Below are 15,074 nucleotides of genomic sequence, written 5' to 3'. Positions count from 1 at the left end.
CTATATAGTAATAAATAAAACCGTCGTAAAAGACTAGCTAAAACGGTCACTTAGCTTACTTATCACATTATAAAATTAGCTAAGTGACTTTGTCTTATACCACAATCAGACCAAGCTGCTGTATCGCCCAAAAGCCAAGCGCGAATATCGGAGTTGCAGATAGCAATGAATCAATGCGATCAAGTACACCACCATGCCCTGGTAAGATGGTGCCAGAGTCTTTGACATCAGCACGGCGCTTGAGCATTGATTCAAAAAGATCACCAAGCACAGAAGCCAGAATCGTTAGCGCCGATAGAGCCACAAAGGCGACTAGCGCTGCGCCCGTCAGTTGTAGCTTAAACACACTGATCGCAACGACCACCAGTAGACCTGTAATCAAACCACCGGCCAATCCTTCCATACTCTTATTGGGTGAGACATTGGGAGCCATTTTTCGGCGGCCAAGCTTGCGACCAACAAAATAAGCACCACTATCAGCACACCAGACCAATAAAAATACATAGAGTAGCCACCATGCTGATAGCTGCCAGAGGTAAAAAATCGCAGTAATAGAGGCTGTCAAAATAACCACACCCAACAACGCTAGATGTTTTCCGTACCATTTTGTCTTTGTTGGGAATGCACGCACCCAAGACAGTGCCATCAGCCATATGACAAGCGAGGCCGTCCACCAATATAACCAAGTCACCTTAAACATAAGCGATAGGACAGTTATCACTAAAACTAATAGCACAAAGACAATAGGTTGACGCCACTTCGGCATCAACTTCGCCCACTCATGAGCTGCGATAATGACGCCAACGGCTAAAAGTGGTGCAAATAAAATAGGGGTTTGGCTCGCAAACATTGCAATACCAACGATAATAACGAGAACAATTGCCGTTCTAATTCGTTGCCACATACTTATCGAGCCTTATAATAATGAAGAAGGTACAGTCAAAAAAAATGCATTATAACAGTTAATAGACCTGTGCCCATTAATAGCATTGACCCTCATTAAAACGGTTTATCATCTCGTAAGCAAGCGGTATTAGCGACCTAGAGAATACTGTCTGAATTTTTATGGCTACTATTGCGTCAGCGACTATGCTGATCTATCCCTACCTGCTCGCTGGTTTTACCAAAGCGGCGTTGCCGCTGTACAAACTCAGCAATCATTAAAGCCAGCTCTTCTGGCACAAAATCTGGCCACAAAGTTGGCGTGAAAAACAACTCCGCATAGGCCGCTTGCCATAATAAAAAATTCGATATTCGGTAGTCACCACCAGTACGAACAAGCATGTCTACTGCTGGTGCGTCTGCCAGTTGTACTTGCTCACCGAGCATTTCTGCACTAATATCTTCAGCTCTCAACTCACCTGCCTGCACTTGTTGCGCAAGCTGTTTTGCTGCATGAGCAATATCCCACTGTCCACCGTAGCTAATCGCAATGACTAATGTCATGGCATCAAAGCATGCAGTTTCTGCTTCGGCATCTACCATTAACGCTTGTAATTCTTCACTAAGCTGACTGCGATCACCGATAAAACGTAAGCGAATGCGGTATTTTTTCATACGCGGCATTTGCTCATGAATAGTCGATGCCAATAACTGCATTAATAGTGCAACTTCACTAGGTGGTCGCTGCCAATTTTCGCTAGAGAAAGCAAAAACAGTCAGCACTTCAATACCAGTCTCGACACAATATTCTACGATAGGATCTAACGCAGTTTTACCAGCTATGTGACCTTGACCTTTACCTAGATTATTGGCTTTGCCATATCTGTTATTACCGTCCATGATAATAGCGATATGACGAGGAAGAATGTTAGGAGCCGTAACGGCTGAAGTGGACATAGGCAAACTTGCTTATTGTTAAGGTAAAATAATAATAACGTGTGCAGTAGCGATTAAAAAGCGCCATGTAAATAATTCACAAATTTATCATAACTTAGCGATCAAAATTTTTATAGCTTAAAGTATATTTGAGAAATATCAGTAAACTGCACTTACATTAATAAATCATATTATCCATGTCATAATAAACAGCCAATAACTGCAAGGTATTGGCTGCTAAAATGTAGATAATACTCTGAACCAAGTTTTGCCATGAATGATGAATGGCAAAAATGCTCGTCTTAAACTTCCATCAAGTCGCTTTCTTTTTTACTTAAGCGGCTATCGATAGTTTCAATGTATTTGTCAGTGATTTTTTGGATGTCATCGTTAGCACGGCGCTCATCATCTTCTGAGATTTCTTTCTCTTTGGCCAACTCTTTGATATCATTCATCATATCGCGGCGGATATTACGGATAGACACACGGCTGCTCTCTGCTTCTCCGCGAGCAAGTTTTTGCATATCGCGGCGAGTCTCTTCGGTCAACGCTGGCATTGGCACACGAATCACATCCGCTGTCATCGGGTTTAGGCCCAAGTCTGCTTCGCGAATGGCTTTATCTACCGCTTGTACCATCGTACGGTCAAACGGTTGAACCAATAACGTACGTGAGTCTTCAACGTTCACGCTGGCTACTTGGTTTAGCGGTGTATCAGAACCATAATAGCTGACCATCACGCCTGATAACATGCCTGGGTGTGCACGTCCAGTGCGAACTTTACTGAAAGTACTCTCAAGCGCTTCCAACGTTTTTTGCATGCGTGCTTCGCCGTCTTGCTTAATCTCTTTAATCATTGTGTGTCCTTATTTATCGCTATCGACAAATTTTTTATTTTCTATTGGGATATTTGTTATTAGCCACTCTCTGAAGTGACCAATCAACGCTACATCAATGCAGGGAATTAATTAATGAAAAACGCGTGTGCCTTCGTTTTCACCCATGATGACATTTAATAATGCATTAGGTTTGGTCATATCAAACACTTGTAGCGGTACGTTATGCTCGCGGCATAGCGCGATAGCAGTCAAATCCATCACGCCAAGTTTTTGCTCTAACACTTCATCAAAGGTGAGGCCGTCGTATTTTTTGGCATCAGAATGTAGGCTTGGGTCTTTGTCATAAACGCCGTCGACCTTGGTCGCTTTGAGAATCAAGCCAGCTTCAATCTCGATACCACGCAAACAAGCAGCCGTATCAGTAGTGAAGAATGGATTGCCTGTTCCAGCAACAAAGATACAAACTTCACCATTTTTGAGATAACGAATCGCATTACGACTGCTATAGCTTTCGGTGACTTCACCAATTGGTAATGCAGACATCAAACGCGTTTTGATATTACGGCGCTCAAGCGCATCACGCATCGCCAACCCATTCATGACAGTGGCTAGCATACCCATCTGATCACCCGTCACACGGCCAACCAAACCTTCTTTTTGTAATTGCGCGCCGCGATATAGGTTACCACCGCCAACCACGATACCAACCTGAACACCTAGTCCGCGCAAGTGAGCGATAGACAGGCTCATTTTGTCGAGCACTTCGGTATCGATACCCATGTCTTTGCTACCAGCCAAGGCTTCGCCAGAGAGTTTTAGCAAGATACGAGCGTAACGCGGGTTTTTGTCAGACATGAGGTCACCTTATTATCATGAAATTATAAAGAAAATTATGGGTAAAACACAAATCAAGTTTGCCCGTAACGCTGCACTTAAAGACAAGCGTATTAAACAGGCTAAATTGCGCTAATTGTAGCAAAAACTGCCCGCCATTGGGCAATTTTCACTCGTATATCTTGTCAAAAACCTAGCCTTGATAACTGGCAAATAGATCATATTCGCTGGCATCATCAATCGTCACGGTTAGGAACTGCCCTACTTTAACTTGAGCAGTGATGTCGTCAACATAGACATGACCATCAATTTCAGGCGCATCAGCATAACTACGACAAATAGCGATATTCTCATCGCTATCAATCTCATCGACCAATACCATTAAGGTTTTACCGACTTTTTCTTGTAGTTTTTGCGCTGAGATATCTTGTTGCAGCGCCATTAGTCGCTCATAGCGAGACTGCTTGACGTCTTCAGGGACATGGTCAGGCAAGTTATTAGCCACCGCGCCTTCTACTTCTGAATACGTAAATGCCCCCACGCGATCAAGGCGCGCTTCTACTAGCCAATCAAGCAAGCATTGAAAGTCTTCTTCAGTCTCACCCGGGAAGCCAACCACAAAGGTCGAACGAATCACGATATCAGGGCAGATATCACGCCACGCTTTAATACGCGCCAAGGTGTTTTCGCTGTGGGCAGGACGTTTCATCGCCTTTAGGATACGATGACTGGCATGCTGAAAAGGGATATCTAAATAAGGCAGTAGTTTCTTCTCACCCATTAGCTCGACGACTTTGTCTACATGCGGATACGGATAGACATAATGCAAGCGTACCCAAATACCCAAATCGTTCAATGCTTGGCATAAGTCATAGAATTTAGACTTGAGCGGCATGCCGTTCCAAAAACTGGTCTTATACTTGAGATCAAGACCGTAAGCAGAGGTGTCTTGCGAGATGATAAGTAATTCTTTCACGCCAGCTTTTTTGAGCGCCAGTGCTTCGTTCATCACATTATCGATCGGGCGCGATACCAAATCACCGCGTAAGCTTGGGATAATGCAGAACGTACAGCGGTGATTACAGCCTTCTGAGATTTTTAGATACGCATAATGACTTGGGGTCAATTTGATACCCGCTTCATTAATCAAATCTATTTTTGGATCGTAGTTGGCGTCCAAGCTGCGATTTGGCCTTGGCACGTGCTGTGCAACGGCTGTAATCACTTCATCATAGGCATGCGCGCCTGTCACTGCGAGTACAGCAGGATGCATTTCACGGATTTTGTCCGCTTCTTTGCCTAGGCAACCGGTGACAATCACTTTACCGTTTTTGCTAATGGCCTCGCCAATCGCATCAAGCGACTCTTGCACCGCTGACTCAATAAAGCCGCAGGTATTGACCACGACCAAATCAGCACCGTCATAGTCGCTGGCGACTTGATAACCGTCACGGCTCAGCTCAGTGATAATACGCTCACTATCCACCAAGGCTTTGGGGCAACCTAGTGACACAAACCCAATCTTTGGCGCTGCACTCACTGGCATCGCGGCAGTTGCATTAGCCGTCGAGGCTGAAGTAGCGTGGCTACTTTGAGCAATACTGCGGTTTTGATTGTGGTTGGCTTTATGATGATAAGGCTGGTCAGTATGTGTTTGACTGACATCTGTCTGACTCTGCTCTTGCGGTATTGATGGCTTTGCAGGATTAAAGATAGTGGCAGTGTCTTTTACGGCTGACGTAGGGGCTGTCGTTGTCGTGTTCACTGACTCGGTAGAAGTTTTGGACATGGCTGACCTTGCTAGAGATAAATTGGCTGAGCGCATTGTACGTTTTTTTTGCAAAAATCACCAGTTTTGCCGCTCTATAGTCTTGATTTATGGTTAAATATTGACTCAAACATCCTATTTTTCTGGGCACTATCCATGACTGCTGATTTTATCACCACCAAAACTACCCCTGATTTAGCATTCGTATCACAGCATCTATTCACCGCTATTTTGTGGGTCAATGATCAGTTATCGATAACCCGTTTAAATGCTCAAGCGGAGCAATTACTGGCTATTAGTAGTGGGAGGTTAATCAACCAGTCTATCTTGACGCTATTGGCACCCGATGAATTAAAACTAAAAGAAAATGCTTCTATCGACAATGTCAGTGATGATAGTGAAAATAAACCTCTGGATGAACCCCTCTACTCTTTGACGGAGCGGTTCAATCAAGCACAAAACTACCAACAGCCTTTCATTGACCATGATCACGTCATCCAGACGCCTTTGAATGGCAACCTATTACTTTCGGTCGATTATAGCGTGACGCCTGTTATCTACGAGCAGCAGTCGTATTTTATTATCGAGATGTGGGGCAAAGACCGTCAAAGTCGCATCTCAGAGGAGCAGCGCCAGCAGCAGCAATATGCGGTTGCTCGTCACATGCTACGGTCGGTCGCGCATGAAATCAAAAACCCACTTGCGGGCATTCGGGGTGCAGCGCAGTTATTGCAGCGACAGTTTATTAAATTCAGTGATGCGAATACGACGGCGGCCAATAGTCATTCTAACGCGCTCAGTATCTCACAAGACACTAGCGCTGGCACAAACGATGATTTGCAAAAAATGAATCAAAAGCTGCGTAACTATACCGACATTATCATCTCAGAAACTGACCGTTTGACGCACCTGATTGCTCAGCTGCTTGGCTCAAACCAGCTGCCAAACTGGCAAACGCTGAATGTCCATGAACCACTAGAACATGTTTTGACCTTGGTAGTCAGTCAATACCCACAAGTGACGATACAGAGAGATTATGATTTGTCATTGCCTGAGTTGTGTGCTGACAAAGACCAATTGATTCAGGTATTTTTAAATATTATGAATAATGCGTGTGAGTCTATGACTGAGTTTGAGCAAACGCTACAACAGCACAAGCTCTCTGCGTCTAAGGAATTACCATCAACCGACGTGCAGACCGATAGAGAGACTGCCTATCAGCCAACCTTGCACATTCAAACGCGCGTTGCCTTTCAGCATACGATTGTCGGCCAGCAGCACAAGCAAGTGCTGCAAATCACTATCACTGATAATGGTTCAGGCATTGATCCGGCACTTATCGGACAAATATTTTTTCCGATGGTGACCAGCCGTGCAGCAGGTACTGGTCTTGGCTTATCTATCGTACAAGATATTATCAGCCATCATCATGGTATGATTGATGTGAGCTCTACAGAGGAGGCGAACGGCAAACAAACACGCTTTACATTATATTTGCCTTTTACCCAGCCCGTCACTGAATCATAGAACACATGGCGATATAAAACTGCTAAATTGTAAGACATCCAATCCCAAACCGACAATAATAATTGCTCATTAGGCCCGATACATGACTCAATACAGTGACAACCAAAACCTTAAAAGCGATTCACACTCTCCAATAGTCACCGTCAACAATGCACCCAGCGATCAGCCTGCAACGCTCTGGTTAATCGACGATGATGCAGCGCTGCGTATGGTATTGGCAGATACGTTTGAAGATGCTGGATTGACCGTTATCAGTTTTACCCAAGCGCAGGCAGCATGGACTCGGCTCAATGATGCACTAAAACAGCAAGCGTCAGCCACACAGCTGCCAGATGTAATATTGACTGATATTCGTATGCCAATGATGGATGGATTGTCATTTAGTGACTGGGTACACCAGTACTTTCCGGACATGCCGATTGTCATTATGACAGCGCACTCAGACCTCACCTCTGCGATTAATAGCTATCAGACCGGTGCATTTGAATATTTGCCAAAGCCCTTTGACCTAGATGATGCTGTTGCCACTATCTATAAAGCGATCAACTACCAGCCAAATATGGCGATAGCTCATTATTCGAACGAGTCCGATACCCAAACCACAACTGACGCGCGCGCCGACAGTGATATAAAACCTGAAACACCTGCCAATACCTCCTCTAAACACAGCAAAAATAAAGCTGACGTGACAACTGCCTCTAAAGCTAATAGCAATCCGAGCGGTATCATTGGTCAGTCACAAGCTATGCAAACCGTGTTTCGTGCGATTGGTAGATTGGCGCAGTCCCCTATCTCGGTCTTAATCACCGGAGAGTCAGGAACAGGTAAAGAGTTGGTTGCCAGCGCCTTGCATCAGCACTCACCGCGCAAACAGCAACCATTTATCGCACTTAATATGGCAGCCATCCCACATGACTTGATTGAGTCTGAATTATTTGGTCACGAGAAAGGTGCGTTCACTGGTGCAACGACAACTCGACAAGGACGTTTTGAGCAGGCTAATGGTGGTACGTTATTTTTGGATGAAATTGGCGACATGCCCTTTAGTACCCAAACACGTCTGTTACGCGTACTGGCCAATGGTGAGTTTTACCGTGTTGGTGGACAGCAGCCGATCCAAGTAGATGTCCGTATCATCGCCGCCACTCATCAAAACTTGGAAGAGTTAGTAAAACAAAATCGTTTCCGTGAGGATTTGTTTTATCGTCTTAATGTCATTCGTCTACCGCTACCACCACTGCGCAAGCGTCCCGAAGACATTCCTGCGTTAGCGACCTACTTTATGCAGTCCGCAGCAGAGCAAATGAACACAACACCGAAGCATTTGCATCCTGCGGCCTTACAGATGATGCAGACCTTTGATTGGCGCGGTAATGTACGTCAACTTGAAAATGTCTGCCTATGGCTGACAGTAATGGCGACTGGTGATACAGTAATGGCGACAGATTTGCCACCAGAACTATTAGAAAACACGCCTCTAGACACAGAGCTGTACCAAGAACACGACTCGTCACCACAAGCAAATACAGTGAACCCTCAACTGCAAAATAACGATGACTTGGATAATCACAGCCAAAATAATCACAACCAAAATGATCAAGTTACTCAAGCTCCTGCCAGTCCAAATTGGCAAAAAGCGCTCGCTATTTGGGCTGAGCAGTCTCTCAATACAGGCGAAACTGATATTCTACAAACGGCCACGCCTGAGTTTGAGCGGGTTTTATTGACAGCAGCACTCAACCATAGTGGTGGCAAAAAGATAGAAGCAGCAAGCTTACTTGGTTGGGGGCGCAATACCCTGACCCGTAAATTGCAGCAATTAGATATCTCTGCACCCAGAGTGCCATCCAAAGAGTAAATAAAGGCTTAAAACGCAATATTAAAAAGCCATTAATATCAATTATTTATAAGAATACGTAAAAATAAATGCAAAATAATTAAAAATAATCGCAAATAGGGGTTGACCAAAAATTCAAACTCTATATAATAGCCAACCACTGAGACGCACTACCGAATCAGTTAACTGTCTAGATAGCGTTTGAACTTAATCGCTTTTGATGATAGAGTAACGAAAAATGGGGCTGTGGCGGAATTGGTAGACGCACCAGATTTAGGTTCTGGCGCCGCAAGGTGTGAGAGTTCGAGTCTCTCCAGCCCCACCATTTTCGGATAGTGATAAAAGTTCTCAAACCTATACTAGACCTGCTTTCGAGCAGGTTTTTTTATGTCTGCAATTTGAGTCTAATCCCACGATGGGATAGACCGTGGGATTGCACAGAACTGACCTATCACCCGCAAACCTTGTGTTTATTCGCGTACAGCGCCTTAACTTCTACATCCCATATATTTTAGCGTGGGATTGAGTATAAATATTCGTCATATCTCGTCATTTAAAACATCTAATTATCTGCCCTGCCCCTAGTTACGCTAAAGCCACCGCCAGGATCGTCATGATCGTCGAAAACCATGTTTTTTTATCGTGGGCGAGGCGGGGCTTCGATTGCGTTTTTTGAAAGCCAAAAAAAATCCGCTCGATTTAGAGCGGATATATTGATCTTAAAATTGGTTATTTAATCTTCATCTTTGAGTAGTGAATAGTCTTTGAATCTGATTACTTCCTCACCTAGCCAATCGTTAATCTGTAGCATCGTCTGTTGTAAAGGCATAAGCTCATTGACTGCGAAAACTCTGGCCGCTTTGATTAGATCACCAAAGCCCGCCGCATTGGTCGGTGACGCCCCCATCAGTTGAGGTGGTACTCGATGAGCAGCTGCAATATCTATTCGACTCGCTTCTTTGATTTTAAAGAAGTCATCATTGGCACTGACTTCACTGATCGGTAAGATTTGGATTCCATCCTTTTTACCGTTGGGCGAATACATGAATAGGTTACGAAAGTTACCAGGGCCTTTGCTGTCCTTCAAAGCTTTACGGATTGCATCGATGTCTTCTTTGTTTGTTGCTGGATCATTGATGTATAAGATGTACCCCGCATGACTACCATTCAAGTAATACTTACGTCTGAATAACGTCGCTGACTCATCAAGCCATGCTGCATTTAATGCGGACAAATATTCAGGTGCACCATACACTTCTTGATTAACATCAGGCTCTATAATATGGCAGATATTCTCTGCTTTGTACTTATGGGGTTCGGCCCAGCTATGCGTGGCAAAGTAGTAGCTTTCGCCGTCAGTACCCACACGCATGTACTTACCTAGTGGTACGTTTAGCTTCATAGTTTTTTTTGATCGTGACTGTACTCGCTCAACGTATGCGTTGCCAAACGTCAAATGATCTAGTGCAAGCTTACTGAAATCACGATGTGATAGTAAAGGATGCGGTATAAAAGTACTGGCCAAGATATTGCGCTTAACAAAAATTGCACTACTATGATGTGGTGATGCTCTCATGGTTTTAGACAAGGCATCTGGATCGTATGGCGGCGCATACCATAGTTGATGATTATGACATTCACCCCAGTACAGACTTTGCCACTGCTCCATAACTGGTATCGGATCGCCAAACGTGAAAGCCTCCATACCAGGCATATCTACTGCATCAAGGTTTTCAGTTTCATTCATTAATATATCTCCAGTGCTGATTCGTCATCACCTTGAGCAATTGCCAAGGGTTCTCTATGTAGTGCATGCATAAGTGCCCACGCTAAGTCAGCATGACCAGTATCTTCATTGCGATCGGCTTTATAAGTAACTGCCCTTTCGCTATTGGTAATTGTTTTATGGATCGATGTGAAAGCCCCTACTACATCTGTCCATTCGTGATCAAAGGACAAACGGCCCTTCTTGATAACGTCTTTAGTCTTCAGAACAAACTGCTGTTTGAGCTCTGGGCTATAGTGTAGTTTGACGGCTTGCGGGTAGAACTTAATCACTGACTGATAAACACCAATGCCAAGGCCGGTCACATCAATCGCTATATATTCAACGTTATATTTCTCCGTCATCTCTCTGATGACGTTTGCCTGTGCTTCAAAGTCTGGGTTTTTAAACTGCAAACGCTCTATACCGCGTATCATGCCGTTTGGTGTACTTGGTGCTGCTAATATTACAAGTCCAGCGCTATCACGGCTCAATGACGGATCATAGCCAAGCCATACTGGCTGATTACCAAGTGGCCTTGGCGTGTAAGGCTTCCAGTCATCCCATATCTCTAATGTATCGACCATGCATGACTGTAGTTCGCTGACACTGAAAGCGGACAACGTGTCATCAATAAATTCACACATCAGCAAGTTATTAAACTCGTCCTCGCTGTATTCCATGCGTAAATCATCAATATCAAATAGATCACAACCGCCTTTCATCGCGTCATACACATTGACGATTTGACGCCACTGCTTGTCACCGCAGACCTTGCCATTCTTCAGATTATGCGGAGTCACATCTATTTCGATGCGATCGTCACCTTTACGGCCACGGTTATACAGTTGGCCAGTCCAAAATTTATATGCTTGATGTTGCTTGGATGATGGTGTCGATATGTATGTCTGACGCCATTTTTTGTGCATGGCCATACCTGATGCAACTTTCCTAAATTCAATAAACTTATGAATCCAAAAGTATTCATCCATGTAGACGTTGCCGTGATACGACTGTGCAGTGCGGCTATTGGTGCCTAAAAAATATAAGGTCGCGCTGTAGTCTTTTTCGGGCCCTTCTATATTTAACGTGATCGGATCACCGGTCAGTTCTATCCCTGCAGTTTCCATCGCCCATGCAATGATGTATTCGCGGAATACACGCGCCTGAGCCTTGGATGCTGATAAAAATATTTGATTACGGCCAGTCTCAATGGCATCAAGAAAAGCCTCACGCGCAAAGTACCAAGTTGCACCAATTTGGCGTGACTTTAATAGGTTACGGATACGGTTGGTCAGACCTGCGCTGTACCAGACTTTTTGGTAGTCGAATAGACAGTCACGAAATGAATCTTTGAATTTATCGATGTCATCTATCTGAATGACGTTTGAAGGGTTCTTTTGGCCCTGCTTGCGACCACGATTAGATAGATTTGGATTAAGGTCAGACTGTTTGCCAGACTCTTTATATTTATGGATCTTGGCCATTCTCTCTACTTGACGACCAAGCAGATCAATCTCTTTGAAGTCTTTACCAGTCTTATCGTCCTTATTAATCAGCTGAACCATACGCGCTTCGAGCGTGGACTCTACTCGATCTAAAGGTTTTGCATCATCCCAGCCGTCTGATTTTTTCCAACCATCTACGGTCGTGCGCGGCGTACTGACCATCTCGCTAATCGCGCTGATACTCCAACCTTGCCAATAGAGACCACGGGCAACAGTTTTTGGATTTTCGCCAGTCGGTAGGGTGATAAGGGCAGACATTAACGCAGCTCATAAGGGTATGACGCTACTTTGGTTTATCAGCCTCTCTATATCATGCTTGTTTTGCGTGTATTTGCTCAATCCACGCTTTTTTGTTTTGTTTTTGCCTGTCGCAATAGGTCAAAGTAAAGCTTTGAAATTACGACCCCTAAACTCTCATTATTTACATCATGGACCGTCTATGACTACCAAGACTTTTCGAGTTGCACGAGCTGGCCAAACTACAGACGGCCGTGAAATTACTCGTGACCACATTACTCAAATGGCCGCTGGCTATAACCCAGAAGTATACGGCGCACGGGTGAATTTAGAACATTACCGTGCAATGTTCCCAAACTCTGACTTTCGTTGTTACGGCGATGTGATATCGCTATCGACTGAAGAAGTTGATGATCATTTATATCTATTGGCAGAAGTTGATCCAACGCCTGAACTGATCGCGCTCGCCAAGTCGAAGCAAAAAGTTTATTTCTCTATTGAGTTCTATCCAGAATTTGCTGATACCAAAGAAGCCTATATGGTTGGTTTAGCTTGTACCGATAGCCCTGCCTCGCTTGGCACCAGCTATATGAAGTTTTGCCAAGAGCATCCAGATGAAAGCCCTTTGTCTGCTCGCAAACAAAACCCTGACACTTACATTTCCACTGCCGAAAGCGCTTGGGAATATAAAGAAGAGCCAAAATCAGTCTTTGCAACTGTCAAAGATATGTTTGCCGCCCCTGTCACACCTAAAACAGACAAAGATAAAGATCTGGCCACCGCACAAGCTTTTGCTGAACTGCCGGCAACCATCAAAAGCTTACAAGATGTTATGCAAACAATGGCAAGTTCTATTGACACGATCAACGCCTCTGTTGGGCATTTAAACACGACGGTATCTGATTTTGCTGAAAAGCAAAACGAAGTTGAAACGTCTTTGAAGAGCGTGCAAGACAATCTTGATAATACGCCTGAAGATAATTACACCCAGCGTCCAGCTGCAACCGGCTCATCTGATTACGTCAAATCTGACTGCTAATACTACCTAATAGCAATACTTAACTGACTACTACACACATTAGGACATCACTATATGAAAACTATTACCCGTCAACAGTTTAATGGCTATTTGGCAAATCAAGCACAGCTGAACGGTGTACCCAATGCGACTGATCAATATACTGTCGTGCCATCAGTCCAACAAAAAGTTGAAGTGCGAATCCAAGAATCTAGCGAGTTCTTGAAAAAGATTAATATCATCCCTGTAACTGATCAAAAAGGTGAGGCACTTGGTCTAGGTATCAGCGGTGGTATCGCAAGCCGTACCAATACTAAAAGTGGCAAACGCCGCGACCCTAAAAACGTTGGCGAAGTTGGTCTTATTTATACTTACGTCTGTGAACAAACTAACTTTGACACAGCAATCAACTATAGCAAGCTTGACGCTTGGGCCCGTGTCCCTGAGTTCCAAGAGAAAATCCGCGATGCAGTCGTCAAGCAGCAAGGTCTTGATCGCATTACGATTGGCTTTAATGGCACCGAAGTCGCCGCCGATACTGATATCGAAGCAAACCCACTATTGCAAGATGTGAATATTGGCTGGTTAGAGAAATGGCGTACCAAAGCACCTGAATCAGTCATGACAGAATCAGAAGTCGGTACAGGTCAAGTTTCTGTTGGTGCTAGTGCTGAACACTACAAAAACCTTGATGCCCTAGTCAAAGATTGCCGTAATCAATTGATTGATCCTATCGTCCGTGATGACAGTGCGTTACGTGTCATTTTAGGTCGAGATCTGCATGATTCGCGTGACTTTAATATGGTCAACGACAACAACACGCCAAGCGAAGTCATCGCAGTAAACAGCCTATTAATGCTCGATAAGGTCGGTGGCGTGCAAATTGAGTCTACCCCTCCGAACTTCCCAGCTGATGCCATACTGATTACTCCATTAGACAACTTGTCTATCTACTATCAAGATGAAAGCCGCCGTCGCCATCATAAAGATGAGCCTGAGTATGATCGTGTCGCATTCTACGAGTCAGACAACGAAGCTTATGTTGTTGAAGACTACAAAGCTGGTTGCTTAATCGAAAACGTTGTACTGGTCTAACCAGTACAGCAGTTTCGCAATCTAATGTAGCCAAAAGACTCAATGAAGGATGAAATCATGACAGATAAAACAACCCCAGCGGCTCGACACCGCCAGAAGGCTCTATCACAAAAAGAAGTAACCAATATCACTGCGGGGCCCAATCAAGCCTATCGCATGTTGCAACTAAAATTGCGTGAAGATAAGCAGGCATTAAAGTCCAAGCAATCGATCCAAGCCAAAATTGAGCTGAAGCGCGAATTGGTTGGTCATTATGACGAATGGATCAATGCAACTTTATCAGCTGGCAAAGGTGATCAAGATAATCTCTTGACGACCTTGATGTTATGGCATATCGACATCGGTAACTTTGGTCCTGCGCTTGATATCGCTGAATACGCGATGAAGCATGATTTGAAAATGCCAGACGCGCATCAACGTACGCTTGCTACTGTCGTCGCTGAAGAGATTGCTGATACTGCTAAAAAATTAGCAACCAGCAATGAAATAAATTCTGAGCAAGTCGCTCAAGTACTACGCGCATCCACTATTACCGCTGATGCTGACATGCCTGACCAGGTACGCGCAAAGCTATCACGCCAAGTCGGTGAATTGACTGAGGCTGTCAATCCAGTATTTGCATTAGATAACTTTCAAAATGCGCTGAAATTTGACGAAAATAGTGGCGTAAAAGGCTCTATCAAACGCCTTGAAAAACAGCTCAAAGATGCACAGCCCGAGACTCAATTAGAACCTGTTGCCCCACAATCTGAACAGCTAGAACAGCCAGAACAACCCAATCAACCAGATTCGCCTGAACTACTAGGCGACAACAACTCGTAGCCGCGA

12 protein-coding genes and 1 tRNA gene are annotated in these 15,074 nt (G+C 44.3%); 6 read left to right on the top strand and 7 right to left on the bottom strand.

Annotated features, from left to right (window positions below; genetic code table 11):
- Positions 1–94 precede the first annotated feature (94 nt).
- The 5 genes from QO189_RS01020 to rimO all read right to left on the bottom strand — a co-directional run bounded on the left by QO189_RS01020 (position 95) and on the right by rimO (position 5,280).
- Positions 95–904 (bottom strand): phosphatidate cytidylyltransferase, encoded by an 810-nt coding sequence (locus QO189_RS01020; RefSeq protein WP_371531156.1) that lies wholly within the window; start codon positions 902–904, stop codon positions 95–97.
- Positions 905–1,080: 176 nt separating this feature from the next.
- The gene (uppS, locus tag QO189_RS01015; RefSeq protein WP_371531155.1) at positions 1,081–1,839 is read right to left on the bottom strand and encodes a polyprenyl diphosphate synthase; all 759 of its coding nucleotides are present in this window, start codon (positions 1,837–1,839) and stop codon (positions 1,081–1,083) included.
- A gap of 281 nt (positions 1,840–2,120) precedes the next feature.
- The gene (gene frr / locus QO189_RS01010) at positions 2,121–2,675 is read right to left on the bottom strand and encodes a ribosome recycling factor (RefSeq protein WP_238038451.1); all 555 of its coding nucleotides are present in this window, start codon (positions 2,673–2,675) and stop codon (positions 2,121–2,123) included.
- Positions 2,676–2,786: 111 nt separating this feature from the next.
- On the bottom strand, positions 2,787–3,512 hold the full coding sequence (gene pyrH, locus QO189_RS01005) for a UMP kinase (RefSeq protein ID WP_093068829.1): 726 nt from the start codon (positions 3,510–3,512) through the stop codon (positions 2,787–2,789).
- Positions 3,513–3,684: 172 nt separating this feature from the next.
- Positions 3,685–5,280 (bottom strand): 30S ribosomal protein S12 methylthiotransferase RimO, encoded by a 1,596-nt coding sequence (gene rimO / locus QO189_RS01000; RefSeq protein ID WP_371531154.1) that lies wholly within the window; start codon positions 5,278–5,280, stop codon positions 3,685–3,687.
- 135 nt (positions 5,281–5,415) lie between these two features.
- Between rimO and QO189_RS00995 the strand changes: the two genes are divergently transcribed.
- The 3 genes from QO189_RS00995 (at position 5,416) to QO189_RS00985 (ending at position 8,948) form a co-directional block, all read left to right on the top strand.
- Positions 5,416–6,786 (top strand): nitrogen regulation protein NR(II), encoded by a 1,371-nt coding sequence (locus QO189_RS00995; RefSeq protein WP_371531153.1) that lies wholly within the window; start codon positions 5,416–5,418, stop codon positions 6,784–6,786.
- Between the two features lie 82 nt (positions 6,787–6,868).
- Complete coding sequence (locus QO189_RS00990; RefSeq protein WP_371531152.1) at positions 6,869–8,644, top strand: sigma 54-interacting transcriptional regulator; 1,776 nt, start codon at positions 6,869–6,871, stop codon at positions 8,642–8,644.
- 219 nt (positions 8,645–8,863) lie between these two features.
- Positions 8,864–8,948 (top strand) — tRNA-Leu (locus QO189_RS00985).
- Between the two features lie 408 nt (positions 8,949–9,356).
- On the opposite strand, the gene QO189_RS00980 is transcribed toward QO189_RS00985, so the two are convergent.
- Together QO189_RS00980 and QO189_RS00975 are read right to left on the bottom strand one after the other, a co-directional pair.
- Positions 9,357–10,370: a phage portal protein gene (locus QO189_RS00980; RefSeq protein WP_319050039.1), complete on the bottom strand. Its 1,014-nt coding sequence runs from the start codon at positions 10,368–10,370 to the stop codon at positions 9,357–9,359.
- A complete protein-coding gene (locus QO189_RS00975; RefSeq protein WP_371531151.1) occupies positions 10,370–12,154 on the bottom strand; it encodes a terminase large subunit domain-containing protein in 1,785 nt (594 codons plus the stop codon). Before QO189_RS00975 ends, QO189_RS00980 begins: the two co-directional genes overlap by 1 nt.
- 181 nt (positions 12,155–12,335) lie before the next feature.
- Between QO189_RS00975 and QO189_RS00970 the strand changes: the two genes are divergently transcribed.
- Genes QO189_RS00970 through gpM form a run of 3 tightly spaced genes read left to right on the top strand, consistent with a single transcriptional unit; the run spans position 12,336 to position 15,068 of the window.
- On the top strand, positions 12,336–13,172 hold the full coding sequence (locus QO189_RS00970) for a GPO family capsid scaffolding protein (RefSeq protein WP_371531150.1): 837 nt from the start codon (positions 12,336–12,338) through the stop codon (positions 13,170–13,172).
- 54 nt (positions 13,173–13,226) lie between these two features.
- Positions 13,227–14,246: a phage major capsid protein, P2 family gene (locus QO189_RS00965; protein WP_286797835.1), complete on the top strand. Its 1,020-nt coding sequence runs from the start codon at positions 13,227–13,229 to the stop codon at positions 14,244–14,246.
- A gap of 57 nt (positions 14,247–14,303) precedes the next feature.
- Positions 14,304–15,068, top strand: coding sequence for a phage terminase small subunit (gpM, locus tag QO189_RS00960; RefSeq protein WP_371531149.1), 765 nt, complete (start codon positions 14,304–14,306; stop codon positions 15,066–15,068).
- The last annotated feature ends 6 nt before the right edge of the window (positions 15,069–15,074 follow it).

Origin of the sequence: Psychrobacter sp. Arc29 (genome assembly GCF_041431175.1) — a bacterium.
Lineage (GTDB): Bacteria > Pseudomonadota > Gammaproteobacteria > Pseudomonadales > Moraxellaceae > Psychrobacter.
This window is presented reverse-complemented; position numbering and strand designations above follow the sequence as displayed.

Bases quoted from the DNA above. Each gene is read 5' to 3' on its own strand.
- QO189_RS01020 (WP_371531156.1), bottom strand. From the start codon at position 904: ATGTGGCAACGAATTAGAACGGCAATTGTTCTCGTTATTATCGTTGGT.
- uppS (WP_371531155.1), bottom strand. From the start codon at position 1,839: ATGTCCACTTCAGCCGTTACGGCTCCTAACATTCTTCCTCGTCATATC.
- frr (WP_238038451.1), bottom strand. From the start codon at position 2,675: ATGATTAAAGAGATTAAGCAAGACGGCGAAGCACGCATGCAAAAAACG.
- pyrH (WP_093068829.1), bottom strand. From the start codon at position 3,512: ATGTCTGACAAAAACCCGCGTTACGCTCGTATCTTGCTAAAACTCTCT.
- rimO (WP_371531154.1), bottom strand. From the start codon at position 5,280: ATGTCCAAAACTTCTACCGAGTCAGTGAACACGACAACGACAGCCCCT.
- QO189_RS00995 (WP_371531153.1), top strand. From the start codon at position 5,416: ATGACTGCTGATTTTATCACCACCAAAACTACCCCTGATTTAGCATTC.
- QO189_RS00990 (WP_371531152.1), top strand. From the start codon at position 6,869: ATGACTCAATACAGTGACAACCAAAACCTTAAAAGCGATTCACACTCT.
- QO189_RS00980 (WP_319050039.1), bottom strand. From the start codon at position 10,370: ATGAATGAAACTGAAAACCTTGATGCAGTAGATATGCCTGGTATGGAG.
- QO189_RS00975 (WP_371531151.1), bottom strand. From the start codon at position 12,154: ATGTCTGCCCTTATCACCCTACCGACTGGCGAAAATCCAAAAACTGTT.
- QO189_RS00970 (WP_371531150.1), top strand. From the start codon at position 12,336: ATGACTACCAAGACTTTTCGAGTTGCACGAGCTGGCCAAACTACAGAC.
- QO189_RS00965 (WP_286797835.1), top strand. From the start codon at position 13,227: ATGAAAACTATTACCCGTCAACAGTTTAATGGCTATTTGGCAAATCAA.
- gpM (WP_371531149.1), top strand. From the start codon at position 14,304: ATGACAGATAAAACAACCCCAGCGGCTCGACACCGCCAGAAGGCTCTA.